The sequence below is a fragment of the Nostoc sp. genome, from assembly GCF_036917455.1.
Classification (GTDB): domain Bacteria; phylum Cyanobacteriota; class Cyanobacteriia; order Cyanobacteriales; family Nostocaceae; genus Nostoc.
This window is the reverse complement of record NZ_JBALDK010000225.1, coordinates 1-24,184: the sequence shown is the minus strand read 5'-3', so window position 1 is coordinate 24,184 and position 24,184 is coordinate 1. Positions and strand designations below refer to the sequence as shown.

At 42.0% G+C, this 24,184-nt stretch carries 16 protein-coding genes; 7 read left to right on the top strand and 9 right to left on the bottom strand.

Going from position 1 to position 24,184, the window contains the following annotated elements:
- Positions 1 to 21 precede the first annotated feature (21 nt).
- The 5 genes from V7K42_RS25060 to V7K42_RS25040 all read left to right on the top strand — a co-directional run bounded on the left by V7K42_RS25060 (position 22) and on the right by V7K42_RS25040 (position 6,962).
- Positions 22 to 216 (top strand): hypothetical protein, encoded by a 195-nt coding sequence (locus V7K42_RS25060; RefSeq protein WP_334919958.1) that lies wholly within the window; start codon positions 22 to 24, stop codon positions 214 to 216.
- A gap of 358 nt (positions 217 to 574) precedes the next feature.
- Entirely contained in the window at positions 575 to 1,765 is a 1,191-nt protein-coding gene (locus V7K42_RS25055) for a hybrid sensor histidine kinase/response regulator (RefSeq protein ID WP_334919957.1), read from the top strand.
- A gap of 104 nt (positions 1,766 to 1,869) precedes the next feature.
- Entirely contained in the window at positions 1,870 to 2,829 is a 960-nt protein-coding gene (locus V7K42_RS25050) for a ribonuclease Z (RefSeq protein WP_094332666.1), read from the top strand.
- 576 nt (positions 2,830 to 3,405) lie between these two features.
- Positions 3,406 to 5,619 carry a GumC family protein gene (locus V7K42_RS25045; protein WP_334919956.1) on the top strand — a complete coding sequence of 738 codons (2,214 nt, stop codon included), beginning with the start codon at positions 3,406 to 3,408 and terminating at the stop codon, positions 5,617 to 5,619.
- A 197-nt stretch (positions 5,620 to 5,816) separates the two neighbouring features.
- The gene (locus V7K42_RS25040) at positions 5,817 to 6,962 is read left to right on the top strand and encodes a SpoIID/LytB domain-containing protein (protein WP_094332667.1); all 1,146 of its coding nucleotides are present in this window, start codon (positions 5,817 to 5,819) and stop codon (positions 6,960 to 6,962) included.
- A gap of 192 nt (positions 6,963 to 7,154) precedes the next feature.
- On the opposite strand, the gene ilvN is transcribed toward V7K42_RS25040, so the two are convergent.
- Positions 7,155 to 7,673, bottom strand: a complete 519-nt coding sequence (ilvN, locus tag V7K42_RS25035) for an acetolactate synthase small subunit (RefSeq protein WP_094332668.1) — start codon at positions 7,671 to 7,673, stop codon at positions 7,155 to 7,157.
- A 344-nt stretch (positions 7,674 to 8,017) separates the two neighbouring features.
- Between ilvN and V7K42_RS25030 the strand changes: the two genes are divergently transcribed.
- A complete protein-coding gene (locus V7K42_RS25030) occupies positions 8,018 to 8,377 on the top strand; it encodes a BON domain-containing protein (protein ID WP_334919955.1) in 360 nt (119 codons plus the stop codon).
- 64 nt (positions 8,378 to 8,441) lie between these two features.
- Here V7K42_RS25030 and V7K42_RS25025 read toward each other — a convergent pair whose 3' ends face one another.
- Positions 8,442 to 9,374 (bottom strand): alpha/beta fold hydrolase, encoded by a 933-nt coding sequence (locus V7K42_RS25025; protein WP_334919968.1) that lies wholly within the window; start codon positions 9,372 to 9,374, stop codon positions 8,442 to 8,444.
- 456 nt (positions 9,375 to 9,830) lie between these two features.
- Here V7K42_RS25025 and V7K42_RS25020 point away from each other — a divergent pair, with 456 nt between their 5' ends.
- Positions 9,831 to 11,024 (top strand): Coenzyme F420 hydrogenase/dehydrogenase, beta subunit C-terminal domain, encoded by a 1,194-nt coding sequence (locus tag V7K42_RS25020; RefSeq protein WP_334919954.1) that lies wholly within the window; start codon positions 9,831 to 9,833, stop codon positions 11,022 to 11,024.
- Positions 11,025 to 11,117: 93 nt separating this feature from the next.
- On the opposite strand, the gene V7K42_RS25015 is transcribed toward V7K42_RS25020, so the two are convergent.
- From V7K42_RS25015 to V7K42_RS24985, 7 genes are all read right to left on the bottom strand, one after another.
- On the bottom strand, positions 11,118 to 12,176 hold the full coding sequence (locus V7K42_RS25015; RefSeq protein WP_334919953.1) for an ABC transporter ATP-binding protein: 1,059 nt from the start codon (positions 12,174 to 12,176) through the stop codon (positions 11,118 to 11,120).
- A gap of 100 nt (positions 12,177 to 12,276) precedes the next feature.
- Positions 12,277 to 12,885, bottom strand: coding sequence for a hypothetical protein (locus tag V7K42_RS25010; protein ID WP_334919952.1), 609 nt, complete (start codon positions 12,883 to 12,885; stop codon positions 12,277 to 12,279).
- Positions 12,886 to 12,936: 51 nt separating this feature from the next.
- On the bottom strand, positions 12,937 to 14,670 hold the full coding sequence (locus tag V7K42_RS25005) for a R3H domain-containing nucleic acid-binding protein (RefSeq protein ID WP_334919951.1): 1,734 nt from the start codon (positions 14,668 to 14,670) through the stop codon (positions 12,937 to 12,939).
- A 176-nt stretch (positions 14,671 to 14,846) separates the two neighbouring features.
- Complete coding sequence (gene ldpA, locus V7K42_RS25000) at positions 14,847 to 15,998, bottom strand: circadian clock protein LdpA (protein WP_334919950.1); 1,152 nt, start codon at positions 15,996 to 15,998, stop codon at positions 14,847 to 14,849.
- Positions 15,999 to 16,496: 498 nt separating this feature from the next.
- Positions 16,497 to 17,942 carry a hybrid sensor histidine kinase/response regulator gene (locus tag V7K42_RS24995; protein WP_334919949.1) on the bottom strand — a complete coding sequence of 482 codons (1,446 nt, stop codon included), beginning with the start codon at positions 17,940 to 17,942 and terminating at the stop codon, positions 16,497 to 16,499.
- A gap of 267 nt (positions 17,943 to 18,209) precedes the next feature.
- Positions 18,210 to 20,045, bottom strand: a complete 1,836-nt coding sequence (locus V7K42_RS24990; RefSeq protein ID WP_334919948.1) for a two-component system response regulator — start codon at positions 20,043 to 20,045, stop codon at positions 18,210 to 18,212.
- Positions 20,042 to 23,614 carry a HAMP domain-containing hybrid sensor histidine kinase/response regulator gene (locus V7K42_RS24985; protein WP_334919947.1) on the bottom strand — a complete coding sequence of 1,191 codons (3,573 nt, stop codon included), beginning with the start codon at positions 23,612 to 23,614 and terminating at the stop codon, positions 20,042 to 20,044. Before V7K42_RS24985 ends, V7K42_RS24990 begins: the two co-directional genes overlap by 4 nt.
- Between the last annotated feature and the right edge of the window lie 570 nt (positions 23,615 to 24,184).

Below are 24,184 nucleotides of genomic sequence, written 5' to 3'. Positions count from 1 at the left end.
TAATAACTTACTAATAACTGCATGATTCATAATCAGGCATTGCGACCCATTAAAATTTTGCTAGTTGAAAACTCTCCTAGTGATGCTAACCTAGCCATCACAAGCTTCTTAAATGCCCAAATTGCCAACAACTTGTACTGGGTTGAAGATGCTAAAAGTGCTATGAACTACTTACAGGAGCAAGAAGAGTTGGCTCATTTCCTCGTCCAGACCTAATCTTACTCAACCTGAATTCCCCCAGGTATGGATGGGTGGGAAGTGTTAACAGAAATCAAATCAGACCCAAATCTTGAATGCATTCCTGTTGTCATAACTACTACCTCAAATGATGAGCAGATATACTATGTTCTGATAATCTCAGTGCTAATCGCTACGTAACAAAGCCTATTGATGTCTACCAGTTTATTCAGGTTGTGCAGTCGATCTAAAGATTTCTGGCTGATAGCAGTGACACTACCACGAACGAAATGGGGTTGGTAATTTAAATTGTTGCTTATAACAGCAGAGAAATAAGCCCTGTCTGAACCAATAGCAAATCAGGTGATTATCTAACAACTTGATATAACCCTGTACTATGGAAAAACCTATAATTCACATTTTATTAGTAGAAAATAGTTCTAGTGATGCCCATCTGCTACGCCGGATATTTTTTCATGCAGATCAAGAACAATGGCAGATGTTACATGTTGAACGGCTATCTGAAGCAATATATGCAAGCAGGGAAAACTCCGCATCCACTCTTGATGATTCTCAAATAGAGAGTCGCAAGCAACGCAGATTCGACCTGGTTTTATTAGACCTTAGCCTCCCTGACTCTATTGGACTCGATACCTTGAAAGAATTTCGGGGAGCAGTCCCCGATATCCCAGTTGTGGTATTAACAGGGCTTGATGATGAAGATTTAGCAATGCAAGCTTTAGCAGAAGGCGCACAAGACTATCTCGTTAAAGATCAAATAACGATACAACAGTTAGTGCGTGCCATTCGCTATGCCATTGAAAGGAGCGAAATTCTCAACCAACTCCGGGATAGCGAAGAACGTACCCGTCAGGCACTGGCAAAAGAACAAGAACTCAACGAATTAAAATCGAACTTTGTTGCAATGGTCTCCCATGAGTTTCGTACCCCCATGACTACGATTCGGACGGCTGTAGATATCCTTGAATATAACAGTGAAAAACTAACTGACGATCGCAGAACTAAATACTTCGATCGAATTCAAAATGCTATCAACCAGATGCTCAATCTTTTAGATGAGATACTATTTTTGAGTAAAACTGAAGCAGCTAAACTAGAATACAAACCGACATTTCTGGATTTAGAAAAATTCTGTACTGAACTTACAGATATTCTGCAAGTCAATGCAGGTAATCAGCACAACATTATTTTTACCTTTAATGGTGAATCTACTCAAGCCCAAATGGATGAAGACCTACTCAATTGTATCTTCACGAATTTGATTTCCAACGCCATCAAATATTCCCCTCCAAATAGCACTATTTGGTTTGATTTGATTTGCAAAGATGGTCTGGCAACTTTCCAGGTAAGAGATTGGGGAATAGGCATTCCCCTCAAAGACCAAATTTGTCTGTTTCAAACCTTTTATCGTGCCAGTAATGTGGGTGTAATTCAAGGAACAGGACTAGGACTCACTATAGTTAAAAAATGTGTGGAGTTACATGGTGGTCATGTTCAATTAGAAAGTGAGGAGAATGTTGGCACAACAGTAATTGTGACTCTACCACTGCAATGGCTAGGCGGATAAACTAAATTTTACTGATTTAGAGACGATCAAAAAATAAATCAATAACCGTGTCACTATAGAAAATAGAGCTGCAATATTGAGCAATAGGAAGACTAAAGAACACTGTGCAGATAACATTCTTAGGGACGAGTTCCGGTGTACCGACGCGATCGCGCAATGTTTCCAGTGTCGCCCTGAGATTACCCCAAAGGGCAGAACTGTGGTTATTCGACTGTGGTGAAGGCACCCAGCATCAAATAATGCGGAGTGAACTGAAAATCAGTCAACTTTCCCGAATTTTTATCACCCACATGCACGGCGACCACATCTTTGGCTTGATGGGACTTCTTGCTACTTGCGGCTTGGCTGGCAATGTGGAACGAATTGATATCTACGGCCCACCTGGATTAAATGATTACATTCAATCCGCCTCCCGTTACTCTTACACACACTTTTCTTACCCTATTAAAGTTCACGCCATCCGTCCAGGGGTAATTTATGAAGACAATGACTTCACCGTTAGCTGCGGTAATTTGCATCACCGCATTACAGCTTTCGGCTACCGCGTAGCCGAAAAAGACCGGACAGGACGCTTTGATGTAGAAAAAGCCAAAGCGTTGGAAATTCCTTCTGGTCGCATTTACGGTCAACTCAAACGCGGTGAAACTGTTACCCTTGACGACGGACGGGTAATTGATGGCACTCAATTATGCGGCCCTACAGAAATTGGTCGGAAAATCGCCTATTGTACAGACACTATTTATTGTGATGGTGCAGTAAAATTAGCTCAGGATGCAGATGTATTAATTCACGAAGCAACTTTTGCCCATCAAGATGCAGATATGGCTTTTCAGCGCTTGCATTCCACAACCACAATGGCAGCGCAAACAGCTTTGGCTGCTGGGGCACATCGACTGATTATGAGTCATTTCAGTCCCCGCTATGCTCCCGGTAATACCTTAGAATTGAAGGATCTCCTTAAGGAAGCCCGTGCTATTTTTCCCCGTACTGACATGGCTTATGATTTCATGATTCATGAAGTACCCAGACGACGGGAAGTAGAGTTAACCAAGGTAGGCGTTTGAATTTTGGATTTTAGATTTTGGATTTTGGATTTCCTATTGAACTCTTATAATCTAAAATCTAAAATTAACTACGTTCTACCTTGGAGTTTAGTAATCCAACTCATAACGTCCAGCAAATAGACAGCAGTTGATTTTTGCGAGTAAGTCAACAAATTAACCAATAATTTACGGTTAGCTAAGTGTATCAAAAGTATATAAATATTATGGGTTAAATGTTTTTCTAAATGTGTTTTTGATATTACAAGTTATCAAAATAACTTTAATATATAGTAGTGGTGTATGTCAGATAACTTTTTACTTCAATGCTTAGGAAAAATAATTAATTTTCCATCAAGATTTTTCTTTCTTAAATAAAATATTTATTGAAAATTTATTCTTCCAACACGGATTAAGAATTTATATGCATGAATTGATGAACATGAAAGCGCCAGCTGGCATAATATTGTGCCAAGTTAGCTTGTCATCCTTGGAAGAATAATTAAGTATGCTATTGCGGCTATAGGTGTAAAAAAAATTTCGCATTTCTCATAAATCTTCCAAATAAATATAGTGTTTCGATATTAGAGGAGTTTGATAGTGGCTAAGATTAGTCTGAATCAAGAGCAACAGGTTACAACTTCAGCACAAAGCGCAGTTGACATCAGACAACTATCTACTATTTTGCTTCGCCGCCGCTTTCTGATCTTCGGGGTTTCCTGCGTAGTTATGTCAGCGACTAGTCTCTTAGCTGTCATTGCCAAACCTGCTTACCAGAGCAATATGCAGATATTGGTGAATTCCAATTTATCTCAAGGGGCACAGTCAAATAATATTCCAGTCGAGGCAGATACTCAGGTTACTGATTCTAATTCTCTGGTTGTTGATTCAACTACTCAGATGAAACTCATGCTGAGTTATAAGCTTCTCCAGAAAGCTGTAGATTTACTTCATTCTGATTATCCTGATATTACCTTAGCAGATATCAATGGTCAGACAAAACAAAATAAAAAATCACCTCTAGAAGTAACTCCAGAAGAGGGAGGTATCGGAGCTAATCAAGTTTTTAGTCAAGTATTTAAAGTTTCTTTCCATGATGAAGATCCAGTCAAAGCTCAAAAAACACTTCAAGCTCTCCAAAAAGTCTATCAAAACTACAATAAAGAACAACAAAAAGAACGCCTGAATCATGGACTGGCTTTTGTAAATACTCGTCTACCTGAGATAAAAAAAGAAGTCAGTAAAGCTGAGAAGAATTTAGAACAATTTCGCAAAAAACATAAATTACTCGATCCCGAAATCCAAAGTAAAATTCTGTTAGAATCTCTAGCGGATATTCAAAACCAGCTACAAAGCACTCGTGCCAACCTTCAAGATGCAAACGCTCGCTACGATAACCTAGAACAACAAATAGCGTCTTCATCCCAACAGAATGAACTAATTTCTTCTCGTTTAAATCAGTCAAGCCGCTATCAAACATTATTGAGTGAAATTCAAAAGACTGAACTAACATTGGCTAAAGAGAGACTGCGCTATACAGACGATTACCCATCGGTACAAAAACTAAAGCAGCAACGCCAAAGTCAATTGTCGCTATTACGACAAGAGGTGAAATCTATTACTACTAGCAGTAAGGGAGAACCCCTTTTAAAAGGGCAAATGGTCGGGGTAGATCCAACGCTAATAGACGAGTTTATTTTAGTACAGACAACTGTTTTAGGACTAACTGCCAATGAAAAAAATCTAGCCGAGTCAGAACAGCGACTCCGTTCCGATCTAAACAAATATCCAAGCTTAATAGCAGAGTATAATCGTCTCCTCCCAAAAGTAGAAAGTAGTCATAAAACTCTTGAACAACTCTTGCAAGTGCAACAGTCTTTAGGACTGAAAATTGCTCAGGAGGGATATAATTGGCAAATTTTGACAGAACCGACTTTAGGGACTTATATGGGGAGCAACAGATTGTTACTTTTGCTTGGGGGAGCGATAATTGGGCCGATTTTAGGTATCTTAGCAGCCCTGATTTTGGAAAAATTTAATGATGCTATTTATTGTGCGGGAGATTTAAAGAAGCTGACGAATCTCCGTGTACTGGGATCGGTACCAAAACTACCGTCGCATGGTGAGAAAAAGCGGCGGCTGGGAATGCCTTGGAATGGACAGCGCCGAGCAAATGACTCTGTAATAGAAGCCACGACTAAATTGCCCGTCCACGAGAACCTGGATATGATCTACCAAAATATTCAGATATTAAAATATCCCTTACCTTTCAAGTCATTGATGTTTACTTCAGCACTACCAGGAGAGGGAAAGACAACCTTAGTATTAGGGCTTGTAGCTAGTGCTACTCGGATGCATCGACGGGTTTTAGTTATTGATGCTAATTTGCACAACCCTAGCCTGCACAAAATCCTAGAACTATCCAACGACTGGGGACTCTCTCTGTTATTAGTTGATGAGACAACAACTCATTTTCAAGATTACATCCAGCCTATTCATCCTTCAATTGATATTTTGACTGCTGGCCCAGAACCAGAAGACACGGTAAAGTTGCTCAGTTCCCAAAGAATGAAAGAACTAATAGAGTTGTTTGAGCAAAGTTATGACTTAGTGCTGATAGATGCTCCGCCTATTTTAGGTACAGTTGATGCCAGGATTGTGGCATCTTTTTGCAATGGAATTGTGATGGTAGAGCGCATGGGTAAAGTAACCCGAAGTGAACTGACTCAAGCTACAGAAATTTTGAGTAATTTGAATTTAATTGGAATCATCGCTAATGAAGTGAGCAATTCTCAAAAGGTATTGGCATCGTAAGATTGGGGATTGGAAACAGGTAGAGGAGAGGAATTCTCGCCCTGGCTTCTTTAGCTGATTGATCGCTGAGAGCTAAAGCAAAATGCATAATTAGTAGGAGGTGGCAACCTCCTGCGTTGGAGAGGTGTCTCATCTTAAAGTAGTAGACGCAAAAATATAGAGCGTCAATTAGATACTAGTGTGATTAGATGAACAGCATGAAATTCCAACTTTACTTAGGCTTTTTATTTTCCCAGATTAAAGTACGTCATTGGTGGGTAAGTGTCCTCTTATGGATTGCTTTGGTTGCCCCAGCGCAAGCGTCTGTAATTCTGCGCGTGGCAATTGAGAGGGGTGTTAATCAGGTAAAAGTGGGCAGTTCCACCACTGGGATTGTCAAGGATAGTACGGGACGGACTCTCGGACAGTTACCAGCGATGAGTGCGTATTATGCCCAAGCCATTCCTGGCGGAGTTGCTTTAGATAAGTGGCAATCTGGTTTATTTTGGATTGAGCCAACAGGTAAAGGATTCGTTTATATTGGCGATCGCTGGTATCGGGGCAGAACTCTGGTTGTTCCCACAGAGAAAGGCTTAACGGCTGTTAATTGGGTTGACGATCAAGAATATCTTTATAGCGTTCTCGGTGGCGAAATGGATGCTAGCTGGCCCCAAGAGGCTCTAAAAGCCCAAGCGATCGCAGCCCGCACTTATGCTCTTTACGAACGAGAAAAACAACGGAATAATCCCGTTTTCGATTTAGGTAATACCCCCGATCGTTGGCAAATTTACAAAGGTGTCATCAGTGAGGCTCCTGCTACTTACGCCGCAGTGGATTCCACACTAGGGCAGGTACTAACTTACAAAAACCAGATTATTCTCTCAGTTTTCCACGCTTGTTCTGGGGGACACACCGAAAATGTAGAAGATGTTTGGGGAAGCAGGGAGCCTTACCTACGCGCTGTTCAAGACTACGATCAAAATATCAGCGAGTGTAATTGGGTGAAAACCTTCTCGCCCACTGAAATTAGCGCTAAATTCCCAGGAGTTGGCAGTGTGACGGCGATGACTCCAGAGACATACTCGCCTTTCCGCAGTGTTAAAGTCTTGAGAATTGTCGGCAATAAGGGTACGAAGGTTCTACAGGGTGAGGAAGTGCGAACAGCCCTGAAGCTAAAGAGTACCCGCTTTACCGTTACCAAGGGAGCCGATGGTAGTTTTGTACTGCAAGGACTTGGCTACGGTCATGCTTTAGGTATGAGTCAATGGGGGGCGTACAATCTGGCTCGGCAAGGAGTTAACCACCTGCAAATTTTGGGACATTATTATCAAGGTGTAGCCCTAACACCAATTCAAGCGAAGTAGCGAACTTGTGTACTTATAGCAACCGTCAAGGCGGTTTGAGCATAAATTCAAAGTAGTCTCTTTTCTTGTAGAGCGATCGCTGTATATATGTCCTAACCACCAAGGCGGTCGCTATATAAATAAATATGGATGCAAAAAACATTGGGGGCGAGCAGATGTTCGCCCCCAAAAGTGGATTTATGCAAGCCTTTTTTAAACTTTTGCTTCCAAAGACTTGAGTAACTCGGTATTCACACCCGATTCACGAGTCAGAGCAATTTTTCCAGTGCGGGCGATTTCTTTCAAACCAAATTTTTGCAACACCTGCACGATCGCTACCATCTTACCCGGATCTCCCACAACTTCTAAGGTGAGAAAATCTTCAGCTACATCCACGACTCGCGCCCGGAAAATCTGAGACAATTCGATCACTTCTGAGCGATTGCTGGTGCTAGCATTCACCTTCAAAAGCATCAGTTCCCTCTCTACGCAAGGGTTTTCGGTAATATCCTGTACCTTAAGAACATTGACTAACTTATATAGTTGCTTGGTGAGTTGCTCGATCACGCGATCGTCACCAGGTACAACCATCGTAATGCGGGAGACTCCTCCTTGTTCAGCAGGGCCAACAGCAAGGCTTTCAATATTAAAGCCGCGACGGGCGAATAAACCAGAAATGCGGGAAAGAACACCCGCCTCATCTTCTACCAGAACTGAAAGGGTATGTTTCATCTTCGCCAACAGAGGCTAGAGCAGGAATTGAGTAACGCAGACACTAGTACCACTTTGCAGAATTCACTCATTCAAAATTCAAAATTCCTTGAGTTTTAAACTCTTGACATTTTGTAAAATGTATGTTTTTTCTACTGTGATGTACTACTGCACTAATTGTAAGTGCGACCTTTTATTGTAAGCTCAATAGTTGCACTCATTGCATTCTCTAGAGATAAATTGGGCAGAAATCATTCTGCAAGGAAGAGTTTCATTGAATGAATCTCTTTTTAGAGGTAGATGTGAAATTTTGGTAAACTTTTTATACTCAGCTTTGATAAGCCTCTAATAGGAGAAAAGTTTTTATGGGTTGGTTACAAAGATTATTTGGAATGGAAAAACCTGAAAATGCAGAAGTAAATCCTACTCCGCAGTCAATCGCGCCAGATACCAGTAGTAACGTTGATACGCAATCAATACCCCCAGAACGTCTGGGATTAAGCGGCGAATACGACCAAAGTGGCTTGGCAAAGCGGGTAGCGTTGGCATTCGATCAAGATCCCCAACTTGATGATGTTAATACTCTTTGGGTTGCTCAGACGGGTAGCACTGTGGTGTTGAAAGGGACAGTTCCCAGCCAAGAAATTCTCAATAAGATGGTTTCTGTAGCTAATTCTGTGAATGGCGCTACAGATGTTGACACTAACCAGGCCACGATTGGCTAGGCGTTAAGCAATTTAAAATTCAATAGTGGGATTGGCTAGTGCGATCGCTGCCATTGCATAATATTTAGGAAGTAAGTGATGGCTGGCGATCGCTAACCCATCTCTCAATCCAATCTAAAATAGCTTGGTTAACTAGTTCAGGACATTCATCATGGGGACAATGCCCTACGTTTTCCAAATTCAGCACTTCCAACTTCTCGTTGTACTGGGCGAATTGGCTAGCCAGGGCTGGGGGAACAAACCGATCCTTTTGTCCCCAAATTAACAGCATCGGAATTGTTAAGGTTGGTAACACCATCTTGACACTGGGACTAAAGTTAATTCCGATCGCAGCTTTGAACAAAGCACTAAAAGCCCTGGCCGAACCTCTGTCTTGGGGAGGACCAGCTAAAATTTCTATAAGTTCATCGGTAATCGCCTCTGAGTTAGCGTAGGCGATACTAGCCCAACGACGCAGCACCCCAGGACGGCGCACGAAGTTAAACACGGGTTTTAGAATCAACGGCGAAGCGACAATATTTTTAATTGCTCTGACAACTGGTTGCAACACAGGCGGGATTGCTTCTTGCTCTAGTGAAGGGTCTGGTAAACTCATCATCACCATACCCAGCACCATATCGGGGTGGGTAGCTGCGGCGGCCATTGAAATCAGCGAACCGTTGGAATTGCCCACCAAAATCGCTGGTTCACGGATAAATGTTTTCCAAAAATCGTAAACCTGCTCAACCCAGAGTTCGATGCTGTAATTAGCTGCGGCTTTTTCTGAAGCACCAAAACCCAGCATATCGATGGCGTAAACAGTGTGATGTTCAGCCAACACTTCTAAATTATGTCGCCAATGACCAATGGAAGCGCCGAAGCCATGTAGCAATATCAGGGGTGTTGTCTTCTGATGATTTTGGGCAGAGCGAATGTAAGTATAGCGAGTTTGCCAGCCGCGCCAAACCCAATCCCTTTGATTACCAACCCGCTCTTGCCAGTGTAGTGTAGTAGTCACAGTCTCCTTTAATTCATCAGCTTTAAATTCTATTGTGACATCACCCCGACCACCAGGATGCGGGGCTTCCAAGAATTACTTCAAGGTTTTTCTAGTTGTTCCCTTTCGGGTTTTCGACTTGGCAGTAAAATAAACCGTTACCCCACTAGTACTTCACCAAACCAAAAATGCTGTAGCAGGGGAGCAGAGGAGCAGAGGAGCAGGGGAGAGATTCGTACAAGTTCTTTCCCCTCTGCACCTCTGCCCCTCTGCCCCTCTGCCCCTCTGCCCCTCTGCCCCTCTACCCCTCTGCTTGCCACCACGCAAAGTTTGTGTGGCGAAACACTAGGGCATCCTAAGATATGCTCTCAAGTTTTTGCCCTGACTCCCTGCTTCCCAATTGTCTAGAGTGAGAAAGTTCATAGCTAGTGAAGGTATTGTAATAAAAGCGATTACTGGATAAAACAAAAAATTTATATGACCTCAGTTTCTCCTCACAAAAAAGCCAAAGCTCTCAAACCTACTAGCCGCCGCCCTGCTAAAGAACTTTGTAGCGAGTGCGGATTATGCGACACATACTATATTCACTATGTCAAGGAAGCTTGCGCTTTTATTAATCAGCAAATAAGCGAACTAGAAGTTGAAACTCACACGCGATCGCGCCATCTTGATAATCCCGATGAGCTATACTTTGGTGTTCACCAAGATATGATGGCAGCGCGGAAACAGCAACCAATCGAAGGCGCACAATGGACGGGTATTGTTAGCAGCATTGCTATTGAAATGCTTAATCGCGGCTTAGTTGAAGGTGTAGTCTGCGTGCAAAACACCAAAGAAGACCGCTTTCAACCCATGCCTGTCATCGCCCGAACTCCAGAAGAAATACTAGCAGCGCGAGTAAATAAACCAACACTTTCCCCAAACCTTTCGGTATTAGAACAGATAGAAAAATCGGGGATGAAGCGACTATTAGTAATTGGTGTTGGTTGCCAAATCCAGGCATTACGAGCCGTAGAAAAACAATTGGGTTTAGAAAAGCTGTATGTTTTGGGTACACCCTGCGTAGATAATGTTAACCGCGCTGGACTGCAAAAATTCTTAGAAACAACTAGCCGATCGCCTGATACAGTTGTGCATTACGAATTTATGCAAGACTTCCGGGTTCACTTCAAACATGAGGATGGCTCATCAGAAACAGTGCCTTTCTTTGGTTTGAAGACCAACAAACTCAAAGATGTGTTTGCCCCATCTTGTATGAGTTGCTTTGATTATGTCAATTCCCTAGCCGATTTAGTTGTTGGCTACATGGGCGCACCCTTCGGCTGGCAGTGGATTGTCGTTAGAAATGACACAGGTAAGGAAATGCTGGATTTGCTGAAAGACCAGTTAGACACTCAACCAGTTACGTCTAAAGGCGATCGCAAGGAAGCTGTACAGCAAAGTATTCCCGCTTACGACAAAGGGGTGACTCTCCCGATGTGGGCGGCGAAACTTATGGGTGTAGTTATCGAAAAAATTGGCCCCAAGGGTTTGGAATATGCGCGGTTTTCGATTGATTCTCACTTTACTCGGAATTATTTATATGTAAAGCGAAATCATCCAGAGAAATTAGAAGCGCACGTTCCAGAGTTTGCCAAGCGTATTGTTGGGCAATATAAGTTACCAGAATAAAAATTGGGAATTGGGAATTGAGAATTGGGCATTGGGAATTGGGAATTGGTTATTTCCCCCCTGCTCCTCTGCTCCCCCTGCCCCATTCCCCACTCAGTTATAACTACTTGCTTGACGAGTAAACATCAAATGATACTGTCCGCCTAATGCTATGAGTTCGTCATGAGTGCCTACTTCGATTATTTGACCGTGTTCTAGGACTACTACTCGATCTGCTAGTTTTGCTAAGGCGAGGCGATGGCTGACTACAACGGCTATTCTCCCCTTGGACAGGGTACGCAAAATGTTGTAAATCTCATGTTCTGTTTTGGGGTCAAGGTTTGCTGTTGGCTCATCAAGTATGAGTAATTCGGCTGGAGACAGTCGCAGCAATGCACGAGCGATCGCTAATCTCTGCCATTGTCCCCCTGATAGATCGATACCACCCTCTAGCTGTTTACCTAAAATGGTTTCCAAACCACCATCTAGCTTCTCAATTACTCTCGCCAAACCAGCCTCAGCGATCGCTTCCGTAATTGCTTCGTCATCCTGCATTTTCGGTAAATTCCCAAAGGCAACATTTTCCCGCACAGTAGTCGGAAAACGTGCGTAATCTTGCATAACTACATCAATGCGCGATCGCAAATCTTCTAAGGGGAGCGATCGCAAATCTTGCCCATTCCAAATAATCGCACCCTGGCTAGGGTCATAGAGGCGACACAATAGCTTTGTTAAAGTCGTCTTACCAGCACCATTTTCACCCACCAATACAATCATCTCGTTGGGGTGAATTCTCAAGTTGATGTTTTTCAGGATGGGGCGTTGTTTACCGCCGTAGGCATCGCTATTGGGATAGGTAAAGGATAGATTTTTGATGTCAATACTTGTTTGTAATGATTCATCTGATAAACCTTGTCGATTTCCATTTCTTTGAAAGTTCTGATTGTTAGCAGCCGATTCCCTAATTTTTCCCCATGACTTTGATTGCAACTCTGGATGAGAACTGGATAATTGCGGCTCTAATTCCAAAAGTTGGAAAATGGGTGTTGTTGCCAGTGCAATATCATACAACTCTGACCCGCCAGACATCAAATTCTCTAAACTCCGACGCACTTCTAAAATTACCCCAGTGTAAAGCGCCAAATCCCCTAAAGTGTGGGTTCCACCTAGCACTAACTAGCCTTGGGGGAATATGGCCTCAAAAAAATCTGGTCTTTGCGATCGGGTTTTTTGGCATAGATAAATTAATAATAATCAGAAGCAAAATCAAACTTTAAGTTGCTTGTGACCGAATCATCCACACCAAAATACCTAAGATTTGCTCTACTGGGGGGATTAAGTATTCAGTTAAATCAATAGTAACAGTGCTTTCTTCTAACTTCAGGAACGTCCACAGGTTGCCACTACTAACACTACCGTAGATAGTAGCAAGAGGTTTTTCATTTTTGGCATTAAACCTTTGGGCGGCAATCATTTCTGCAATACATTGCCCCAAACCACCTTTGAGATTTTCCTTCTTGGCTTCCACTATCACCACTGCTGGAGCTTCAATAAATAACTGTTCTAGCGAAAGACTAATCAAAAAGTCGCAAAATCCCGCCAGTCCCACTTCTGGCTCAACATTAAATTCTTCTCCAGAAAAGAAACTGATTTGTCTATTCAGAATTTTTCGGATTTCAAACAAGATTGGGCTGATAATCAATTCCGATCGAGCTTTCTCAGAACCCATTGCAATTGCTAGCTGGATACTTTCTGCTAAAAATTCAGCCAGCATTGGGCTTGGCAAGATTGGTTCTATCGGCGGCAAAAACCGTCCGCCCTCTACTAGGGTGAGATTAAAGTCTTGTTTTACTTTTCTCAAAGAAAACTCTCTATAAGACATCAGTCTCTCCATTAATCCCCTCTCCGAATCGGAGAGGGGTTGGGGGCGAAGTTACGCCGGATAAATCCGCAATCTTCTATTTGGTTCTTCGCCAAAACTATGCGACTTGAGGCGATAATGTTCTACCAACTCATGTTGCATTTTGCGGACTTGGGAAGAACGCGGTAATAACTCAACTGGCTGTCCTTTAGGAATCACGATTTGCTCAACAGCAAGTCTAGCTTCTTCCAAGGCATCCATCTCATCATCGCTACCATTATGCAAAAACAGTTGCAATTCTAGGTCATCGCCCATTTCTGGGTCGTCCATGTTCAGCAACCGCCGCAAGCCACGGGTAATTTGCGGAATGGTGCTGGACTTAATCATGTGGATGGGTACATGACGGGCTTTGGCCATTTGGCGTAATTTGGCGTGGTTTTTGACGTGTGATCGCAGTGCTAAAATTGCATCAGCAGTATCTATGTCTTTTGTCAATACCACGGGTAAAGTTAGCACGCTAATTACCTGTTCTAGTTGGTGGCGGCTAACGCCATAAGGGTAAACGTGCAGTGGCAAATCTTCACCATTTGGCCCTGGCTGTCTGGTAACAGCATCTAAATCAATGCTCTCAGAATAATTGAAAGATTCATCCAGCAATCGATCGAACTCACTGCGTCCTGTTACCCGTTCTACAGGTAATTGGGGCAGTGCAACCATTTGTCCAGAAGAACGCCAGCCATTAGCCTGTCGCGCCGGTGGGAAAGAATCTTCCACTGTCCCTAGTTGTCCACCGCGACCGTTAACAACAGCTAACTGCCTTGTAACCCCAATTTTGCCCTGATCGTCAACGGTTCTCGTTTGTGGGGTAGCCTGACGACCCCGCAGCAGATTATCTACTGTGTCAGCAACACTTTCGTGTACTGTCCAACGTTGGCGTTCCAACATTTCCACAGCAATTTCAAAGGTAGGAGGGGCTTTCCGCTCTAAAACAGTCTTTTGAGAGCCTCGCCGTCTAGCTTCGTCGTCTCCCAGCGTCACAGCTTGGATACCCCCAACTAAATCAGCCAAGGTGGGGTTTTTAATCAGATTTTCGATCTGATTCCCGTGGGCAGTACCTACTAACTGTACGCCCCGTTCAGCAATTGTCCGAGCCGCTAAAGCTTCCAGTTCCGTGCCAATTTCATCAATGACGATGACTTCTGGCATGTGGTTTTCTACTGCCTCAATCATCACCTGATGCTGTTGGTCTGGATGAGCCACTTGCATCCGCCGAGCGCGACCAATGGCGGGGTGGGCAATATCACCATCCCCAGCGATTTCATTGGAGGTGTCAATAATCACTACTCGCTTATGCAAATCATCCGCCAAAACACGGGCAATTTCCCGTAAGGCGGTAGTTTTGCCCACGCCTGGACGACCCAGCATGAGAATCGATTTACCAGTTTCTACCAAATCGCGGATCATGCCAATGGTTCCGAATACCGCTCGACCAACGCGACAGGTCAAGCCAATAATCTTACCAGTACGGTTGCGGATAGCACTGATCCGATGCAAAGTTTGCTCAATTCCTGCCCGATTATCTCCGCCAAAAATTCCGACTCGTTCAATGCAATCATCTATCTGTTCTTGAGTAACGGGTATTTCGCTCAGATACTCAGCTTGATTCGGAAAGCGAGCTTCTGGGCGACGACCCAAATCCAAAACTACTTCTACTAAAGTATCTCGTTTGGGATGGCTCTCTAGTACTTGTTGCAGGTCTTGGGGCAAAATATCTAATAACTTCTGGAGATCGTCTGTAATCGTCATGCTTTCTATGGTGACGGAAACAACAGTAAATCGATACTTTCAGCTTTTAACTGTTCTCAAGCGCTCATTCAATGCTCAAACCTCCTACCTTGACTATACAAACATAAATTAAACATGAATTACAGTATTATTTTGGACTAAGTAATTATGCTTAATTAATGCTTGCTCTCTCTTCCCTACCGGGACTTAATTTGGGAAACGAGAGAATGGGCAAGTTCTACAGCTTGCCAAAGTAATACTTCATCTTCTTCTAGGCGATTAATTGCCTTCATATTGGTGTTAGTTACCTCCTTATTTTCTAACTTTTCCAGAATTGGTGACAGCAATACACGGGCGTAGCTACCGTAGGCAATCCCGGAAATAGATGAGGGTGAGATGGGCAGAGGGGCAGAAAATTCTCGCTTCTCCCCTGCTCCCCTGCTCCCCTGCTCCCCTACTCTCTTCAACAATCCCATTGCCTTTAACTTAGCAACGGTATAACTATTTGTGCCGCCTGCTAACTGCACATATCCCGGTAATTTCGCTGCCAAAACTTTTTGCCCTAATTTGACTGCGGCTATTGTAGTGCCATCGCCAATATCGCCACTCATAGCACGACCGTCGGTTTGCCAAATTAAAGCACTTTTGAGTGGGGCAATCAGGTCATACACTGTTCTTAGGTAGTCAGTCATCCCCTCGCCATCGGGACAGCTGATAGCTAGTAGCTTTAATCGATCGGCCCACGGTGAAATTGCTTGCCACAATCGCTGAAATTCTGCCAACCGCCCTACCTGTGTATGGATTTCTACGGCATCTACTCCTGTTGACATTACTAATGGCGCGATCGCTCCTGGCGTTGTCACATACGAAGCTGTATAAATTTTACCATAAGGACAAATTGGGATGCAACGACCGCAGCCATAACACTTTTCGGAAACTACTCCCGAAAAGTCTTGTTTGATACTGTCAAACACGATCGCTTGTGCTGGACAAATCCGTTCACAGGGTCTAGGGCAATCTTTAGGACACTCATTAGGATTAAATTCTGCTTTGCGAAAATGGGGGTCTTCTCCATCATTCAAGCTGACCATCAAAAAGGGTAAGTTGCCTTTGTAGTTAAAGCCTCGCTTTTGGGCATCCTTAGCTAGGGTTTTAGCTACTTGCAGCCCTGATTGCGCTGCTGCAATAACTGCTGGATCAGCTGCAACATCTATGCAGTCAGCACCCGCCAAGGTATAGGCTAAGGTCAAATCTCTAACTGCCGGCAAATGCTGGAAGCTGGCTCCGCAGATCAGCTTGAACCAGTTACCTTGTTTGAGGGATTGTAAAGGGACGAACAGATCGGTCACACTTCTATTATGCGTTTATGCGACTAAAAATAGTAGTCTGTAAGCAATAAAAAGTCCGGATTTCTTGAATTACGGATTGGCAGAAGAGGCAGAGGGCAGGGCGCAAGTGGGAGATTAACAATTCAAAATTCAAAATTCAAAATTCAAGACAATTTCAGGCGGGGATTTAAACCCCGACTGAAACTGGGGCTACCTTTATGGTTGGGGTCTTAAACCCTTTTATTTACGATAGAAAATTACTTATTTCTCCTCTGCTCCCGTGCAGCCCTCACTTGCCACTCCTGTAGCTGTCTTAAGAGGCTGACATACATGACAACTGTATTATTTTGTAGAAGACTTTGCTGAAGATAGAGCTTTGTATCGACGCTTCATAGAGCGGGACGATCGCTACACATATAATAAGCTGTCGTATATTTAATTTGCACAGCTAGGGCGGGCTTTTCGGCCTACCCCACAAGAGATTTATTTTTGGAGGATGCAAATTAAACTATTTTCAGCTTAACGCTCAGGTTGCTCAATGGGAATTTCGATCGCAAATTCTGCTCCTTCCCCAACAGGAGAAGTACAGGTAATATTTCCTCGGTGTTTTTGGATAATCTGATAGCTAATAGATAATCCTAACCCACTACCTTTGCCCACAGGTTTTGTGGTAAAAAATGGGTCAAATAAACGCGATCGCAACGACTCATCTATACCAGGGCCATTATCTGCGATCGCAATTTTCACCATATTAAAGTCTGTCACCTCTGTGTGAATCCGAATTTGGGGAGTAGGGAGAAGCCACTGCGGTTTTGGGGTTTCTCCAATTGCAGAAGGCAGTACAGTCTTCTCCCAACGCGAAGGAGCATCTTGAAGAGTTGGGGAGACACTAAAAGCGATGGGATCTCCCGAAGTGGAGGAACTACCGTCAATTGGCGTTAGGGAATAAAGATTAGAACCTTGATTTCCCACTCTCTCTTCTATTGCATCTATGGCATTATTCAACAGATGCATGAATACTTGATTTAGCTCACTTGCATAACAAGTAACTAGGGGTAAATTACCATAATCTTTGACTACAATAATTGCCGGACGGTCTGCGGCTTCTCTGAGCCGATGTTGTAACATCACCAAAGTATTTTCGATGTCTTCATGGATATCTACGCGTTTCATCTCTGCTTCATCATGGCGAGAAAAGTGTTGTAGCGCTAGAACTATTTCCCGAATGCGATCGGAGCCTCTATACATTGCACCTATCAGGTTTTGTAGATCCTGAATTATAAAATTTAGGTCTACATCTTGGGCTATTTGCTGAATTTTGGGTGTAGGTTTGGGATATTCTTCTTGATAAACCTCAATCATATTCACTAGGTCTTGCACATATTGACCCGCATATTCGAGATTACCATAAATAAAACTGATGGGGTTATTAATTTCATGAGCTAGACCAGCCACTAACTGCCCTAGTGCAACCATCTTTTCGTTTTGAATTTGTTGAACTTGAGCGGATTTCAAGTTATCAAGAGCCTCTTGTAATAAAAAGTTTTTTTCTTGCAGTTTAACTTGGAGCAAACGTAAATTAATCTGATTTTCAATTCGCAATACAACCTCTGCCCCATGAAAAGGTTTAGCAATATAATCTACACCACCAACATCAAAGGCTTTTACCTTATCTACAACATCGTCCAAAGCGCTGATAAAAATTACTGGAACTTCGCAAGTCTTCTCGTCAGCTTTTAGCTGTTGACAAACTTGATAGCCATCCATATCTGGCATATTGATATCTAGCAAAATCACATCTGGTAAAACCATTTGACACGCAGTCAGTGCCATTTTACCGTTTAAGGCTTTGCGAACTTCAAAACCTTGTGCAGTCAACATTGCCGACAAAAGCCGTAAATTATCTGGGGTATCATCGACTACCAAAATATTTTTTTTATGATGGTTAATTTGATTAAAATGCATTATTATCAAAAGCTATGCTTATAATTCTTGAGGATAGTAAATGCTTCTTTGAAATTGCCTAAAAATTGTTGATTAATTTCACCATAATAGTTACATTTATAGTTTAACTCCCACGGTGACTGGACAGGAATAGCGACTATCACAAACTATTGCCCATTTATGAGCTTTGCGAACTTTATGGTCTGCTTATAGCAGTATATTAGATAGTACGCACAGATTATCTAGCCGAGCATCAATAAGGTAATTTTGACCAGATATACTTGATAGCTACCATTGAGGTGCTGTGGCAAGCAACTTAAGAACCGATTGTTGTTCTATGGGTTGAGAAAATAGATATCCTTGAGCAAAATTACAGTTTAGACTTCTCAATTGAGCTAGCTGTTCTTGTGTTTCGACACCTTCAGCGATCGCATTCATCCCCATTGAGTTGGCAATACCAATCATTGCTGGTACTAACCCCATATTTTCTTGATTATCCTGCATCCGTTTGACAAAAGATTTGTCAATTTTGAGTGCATTAAAAGGAAAACTGTGTAGGTAACTTAAAGAGGAATATCCTGTACCAAAGTCATCCATAATTAGCTTAATTTTTCGGTGCTTTAATTGTTGAAGAATTATTTTAATTGCATTTGTATTCTCCATAATTACGCTTTCTGTAATTTCTAATTCTAAATAGGCAGGATTTACTTTATTTTCATAAATCATTCGGTCAATCTGTTCTACTAAATTAGGCTGTAAAAATAATCTAGCACTCAAATTGACACTCATAGTTAGAGGTTCTGGTGTGACTGGATGATGTTGCCAAATGCTGAGTTGATGACAAGCTGACTGTAATACCCAACTATTAATTGCATTAATTAAACCTGTTTCTTCTGCCACCGGAATAAACTCTATAGGAGAAACTAGACCGCGAGTCGGATGTTGCCACCGCACCAAGGCTTCAAATCCAGAAATTCTCCCTGTATTCAGAGAAACAATTGGCTGATAATAAACGAGAAATTCTTGCCTTTCTACAGCCCTTCGCAGGTCATTTTCTAACTCTAAAAGCTGAATTGCTTCCCGATGCATCGCTGGATTAAAAACGTGATATTTGCCTCTTCCTTGAGCCTTGGCTCGATACATTGCCGTATCAGCATCTCGCAGCAAGTACTCTGGGCGATCGTAATTTTTATTACCCCAACTAATACCAATACTGGCATTCATGAATACTTCATATCTTGACAGATTAAAAGCAAGTGATAGCTGTTGCAGAATCTGTTCGGCAACTTGGATTGCTATATTAATATCTGTGATATTTTCTAGGAGGATTCCAAATTCGTCACCGCCTAATCTTGCTATAGTATCTATAGGGATCAAACATGCTTGGAGGCGACGAGCGATAGCTATCAGCAATTCATCCCCTACCAAATGACCAAGAGAATCATTGATAACTTTGAAGCGATCGCAGTCTAAAAATAGTAGCGCAAACTGATAACTAGATTCTTGCTTGGCACGATTTAGAGCATTTTCTAGTCGCCTGATAAACAAAACTCGGTTTGGTAATCCAGTCAGGGAATCATGCAGCGCTATATCTAGAAGTTGACTTTGCAATTTCTGCCGAGAATTGATTTCTTGTTGGAGTTTTTGTAGAGCTTTTTCTAACTCCCCTGTTCGCTCTTTTACGCGATGTTCCAATTCCACATTTAGTTTTAATATTTCTAATCGCGCCGATCTCAATGCCAGTTGATTTTGCACGCGCACTAAAACTTCTTGAAACTCAAAAGGTTTGGTGATATAGTCTACACCACCCACCTTAAAGGCTTTAACTTTGTCAAAAACATCATCTAAAGCACTAATAAAAATCACCGGGATATCGGCTGTTAGCTCCCAAGCTTTAAAGGTCTGACAAATTTCATAGCCATCTACTTCTGGCATCATAATATCGAGTAAAATCAAATCCGGTAATACTGTTTGAGTTGCGGTCAGCGCCATTTGCCAGTTCAAGGCTTTACGAACGTTATACCCTTCCCTTGTCAATATTGAGGACAAAACCCGGAGGTTGTCCGCCATATCGTCAACAATCAAAATATCTTTTTTATCAGGGTTTAAATGCTCGTAATTCATTCTACGTTTGTTTTAGTCAATTCCATGATTTTTTCAAACTGGTAGTTATTTGCTAAATCCCTAAGAACTTGGAAAATCTGAACATTGTCTGGTGGAATTTGCTTGATTAACTCTAAAATCAGTTCATCGCTACAGCTGGCTGCGGCATAGTGGATATTTTGTAGCCATTCAGGTGACATTTGTGATAGATGGCTGAGGAGTTCAGCAACACTGACAAATCTCTGTGTAGCTTGATCGACGGCTGCTGTGTTTGTTTTTTCTATTTTGTTGGTATACTTTACACCCAAATGTTGACTCAGTTTTTCCAATAATACTTCCTGTGTGAATGGCTTGCGAATAAAATCGTCGCAGCCAATGGATAAAATTTTTTGGCGCTCTTCCTCAAAGGCGCTAGCAGTTAGAGCAATAATTAGCGTGTGTTTATTGTAACAACCTTGTTCTATCTCAGAGATGTTGGAAGGAGGAGCTAGGGCTGTTGGCAATCGCAAAGTGGATGGATCGGAAGGATCGTTTCCGATCGCACCTATTGCTTCTTTATAGGAGTACAACTTAGGAAACCTCCGCAACGGATTAGGTTCCCTATGCCCTATTTCTCTAGCCTTGATCGTTCTTGTGGCTTCATAACCGTCCATGACAGGCATTCGCATATCCATAAAAATCAAGTGTGGCTGCCAAGATTCCCAATTAGCGATCGCTTCAGCACCATCTGTAGCTTCTCTGACTTCAAAGCCTAGAGATGTGAGAATTTTAACTAATAAAAGACGGCTTTCTAGAGAATCGTCAACGACTAAGATCCGGTATGTTCTTTCAGTCGGTGCCAAAGTGAGAATTTGATATTTAATTTGGTTTGTCGGGATTTCTCTGGGGCAACTTAAAGCAATCTGAATATCAAAAACAAATGTGCTACCAATACCAGGCATACTGCTAACAGTAATATCTCCTCCCATCAGTTCTACATATTTACGGCTAATCGCTAAACCTAGTCCCGTTCCTTGCTGGCATTTTCTACCGATTTCAGTTTGCTCAAAAGGCTCAAACAGTAAGTTAATTTCTTGTGAGGTAATACCACAACCAGTATCTTCTACCTCGAAGATTAAGGATTGGGATGAAGAGGCAAAGGGGCGGGGAGTAGGGGATAAGGGGGAGAATGAAGAATTATTATCTCTTTCCTCTTTATCCTCAGTTCCCCATTCCCCAGCCCCCAGTCTCACCCGTAATGTTACCCTCCCCCTATCAGTAAATTTGATGGCATTTCCTAAGAGGTTGAGCAAGACTTGACACAGTTTATTTTCGTCTGTTTCTATGTACTGAGGGATGTCTTGGGGATATTCAAATACTAATTCTAAATTTCTAGATGCAGCCCGCAAGTGCAACATCTCTTCTAAGTTCTTTAATAGATGAGTTAAGTCAAAGCTACTGAGATTTAATGTAATTCTGCCAGCTTCGATTTTGGACATTTCGAGAATGTCGTTAATTAAGTTAAGTAGATGTTCGCCAGCACGATTAATAATTGCCAAGTTTTCTTGATGTTCGCCAGATAGCGAATAATCTCGGCTCATGACTTGGGTGAAACCAAGAATTGCATTGAGTGGGGTACGCAGTTCGTGGCTCATGTTAGCGAGGAATTCACTTTTAGCGAGGTTGGCAGCGGCGCTTCGTGCTGCTTCCCGAATAGCTGCTTGTTGCTCCTGCGCGGCGATTGCTTGCGATTGAATCAGTTCTTCTTGGGTGGTTTGCAGTTGCTGAATAACTTGCTGGAACTCATCAGTCCGTTTTTTTACCTGAGCTTCTAAGGTGCGATTATATTCTGCTAATAACTTTTCTGTGTGTTTGCGTTGGGTGGTGTCAAAAAATGTGGCGATCGCAAAAGCTAGATTCCCCGATTCATCATAGATTGGCTTTCCTAAAACTTCAATGGGAATAATCTTGTCACAATGGTGAATTTCTATATCATCCACCCTGCTGCTTTTTCCAAGTAATGCTCTCGCAATCGGTAGGCGATCGCTGGGATAGAGTTGATCTGTCCCAGCAAGGTAAATTTGATATACCTGTGACAATTTTTTGGTGGTAACTTGTGCGTAGATGCTTAGTGGCTCGTTATTAGATATCGCTTCTTTACCAAGAATTTGCTGCCCAATCTGATTTATGTAATAAGGTTCACCTTTAGCATCTGCAATAAATACACCAACTGGTATGGCTTCTAAAAATTGAGTTAACCGACTCTGACTCTCACATAGCGCCTCATTTAAGATTTGCATCTGAGCATTTCTTGCTTCCAATACACTAAAGGATGCTTTGAGTTGCTTTGCCATCGTTTCAAATGACTTGGCTAGTTCCCCCAGTTCATCGGAGCGCTTTATTTCTGGTGTTTGCTCCCATTCTCCTTGAGCAATTTTCTTAGCTGATGTGTTTAGTTGTAAAATTGGCTTAATTACCCAGCGAGCAGTTAAAATCCCAATTCTTGTAGCTACCAAAAAAGCAACTATGCACAGCAAAATCACGATTCGGGTGTTAGCATTAACTTGCTCCATAAATTCGCCTTCGGGAATCACCGCCACGATTAGCCAATCTAAACCCAGTTCGTCTCTCCAACTTTTTACCTGCACAAAATAACGCATTCCATCGGCGTTAAAATTTAGCTGTTGCTTTCCCACAACAAACCTCAGATTGCCAAAGCGTTTGATCAAAGACTGAGTTGTGAGTCGAATCAAAGAATTTTGACTGTCTAATGCCGATCGACGTTTTATTTGACCATTTACGATCGTATATGGTGGCTCAGTAGAAGAAGCTACTATTAACCCGGAACGCTCTAAAATAAAAGTTTTACCCGGCCTTTCAGCGTTTAAGTTGGCTAAAAAACTGCTGATTTGTGACAAGATCAAATCAACACTAATTACCCCAACAAGTTGATGATTTTTATTGTAAACAGGATAGCTAGAAGATATAGATAAAATTTCTGGTTTATCTTCCCATTGATAAATTTGACTCCAGACAGGTTTACCTGCATTGACTGCATCTGTATACCACGCTTCCAGACGAGGATCGTAATTTTTGACTTGCTGAAGCTGGCGGCGATTCCCCTTCAGGTTTAAATTGTAAATATAAAGTTTCCCTATACCATGCTTTTGACTAACTTCGTTAATCAACAGCTTGCCATTATTTAGGCGTTCAATACCGATGAACTCACCTTTGGGATTGGCAAAGCTATTGTAGCCAACATTGAAAACCTGCATTTGTTTCCAAAAGTAGTTTCCGGTGGTTTTAAAGTCCGCAAGGTTGAGCAAACCTAGTTCAATTGCATCTAAGTTGATTTGATTAATTTGCTTCGGAGTCGTTAAATAGCTATCAAGATGTTGTTCAATGCGATCGCAGATTTCATTTTCTAATTGAGTAGCAAGCTCCCTGACCGCTTTGTGTCCGTTTTGATACGAAAGATAGCCCACAAGTCCCACCGCCCCAAAAATTTGTAATATAAAGGGCACAATTAGAACATACTTAAGAGGCATCTTGGCATAAACTTTGCCAACTAAGTGATTAATAGATTTGACAGGCCGAAGTTTGGATAACATTGTTGTTTAATTTTTCCCCAGCATCTACTAGGGGCATTTTGCCATATCAGCTATATTTAATACCACAAAAATTCGGTATGTCATCGCTTTGACTATGACATCTCTGAGAAAAATGAGTATAAAAAAGCATTCTGAATTCGGTTCTTATATTTACTAAATAGCTAAGTTCCTCCAACGGCGAATTTTTAAACTTTGCGACACAGATAGCGAGTCTTCGAGCGTCATAGCTCATTGTAGACATCGCAGCTTAATTTGCTTAGTTTTGCCGATAATGTATCAGTACATTTGCTCCACTAAACTGAAATTTAACCCATAAGCATCCAGTATGTCATTCTAAAATTCTGGTTGCCATTAGCACCCAATCCTAAGTTAAACTTTGAATTGCTGATGTCTTGATTTTCCAGTCTCAAAACCCCTGGACTGGTTACAAAAACTTATATTTAACTACAACAATTTTAAAATTTTCATCCAAATACATAGTAAAAACAAAAAAAATGCAAAAAAATTTACTTAGTATTTTTTATTGTAACCAAATATTAATTTACTTATATAAGTATGTCAACCTCATCG

Excerpts from the sequence above, each read along its gene's own strand:
- V7K42_RS24985 (WP_334919947.1), bottom strand. The coding sequence starts at position 23,614 with ATGTTATCCAAACTTCGGCCTGTCAAATCTATTAATCACTTAGTTGGC.
- V7K42_RS25030 (WP_334919955.1), top strand. The coding sequence starts at position 8,018 with ATGGGTTGGTTACAAAGATTATTTGGAATGGAAAAACCTGAAAATGCA.
- V7K42_RS24990 (WP_334919948.1), bottom strand. The coding sequence starts at position 20,045 with ATGAATTACGAGCATTTAAACCCTGATAAAAAAGATATTTTGATTGTT.
- V7K42_RS25020 (WP_334919954.1), top strand. The coding sequence starts at position 9,831 with ATGACCTCAGTTTCTCCTCACAAAAAAGCCAAAGCTCTCAAACCTACT.
- V7K42_RS25055 (WP_334919957.1), top strand. The coding sequence starts at position 575 with ATGGAAAAACCTATAATTCACATTTTATTAGTAGAAAATAGTTCTAGT.
- V7K42_RS24995 (WP_334919949.1), bottom strand. The coding sequence starts at position 17,942 with ATGCATTTTAATCAAATTAACCATCATAAAAAAAATATTTTGGTAGTC.
- V7K42_RS25005 (WP_334919951.1), bottom strand. The coding sequence starts at position 14,670 with ATGACGATTACAGACGATCTCCAGAAGTTATTAGATATTTTGCCCCAA.
- V7K42_RS25060 (WP_334919958.1), top strand. The coding sequence starts at position 22 with ATGATTCATAATCAGGCATTGCGACCCATTAAAATTTTGCTAGTTGAA.
- ilvN (WP_094332668.1), bottom strand. The coding sequence starts at position 7,673 with ATGAAACATACCCTTTCAGTTCTGGTAGAAGATGAGGCGGGTGTTCTT.
- V7K42_RS25040 (WP_094332667.1), top strand. The coding sequence starts at position 5,817 with ATGAAATTCCAACTTTACTTAGGCTTTTTATTTTCCCAGATTAAAGTA.
- V7K42_RS25010 (WP_334919952.1), bottom strand. The coding sequence starts at position 12,885 with ATGTCTTATAGAGAGTTTTCTTTGAGAAAAGTAAAACAAGACTTTAAT.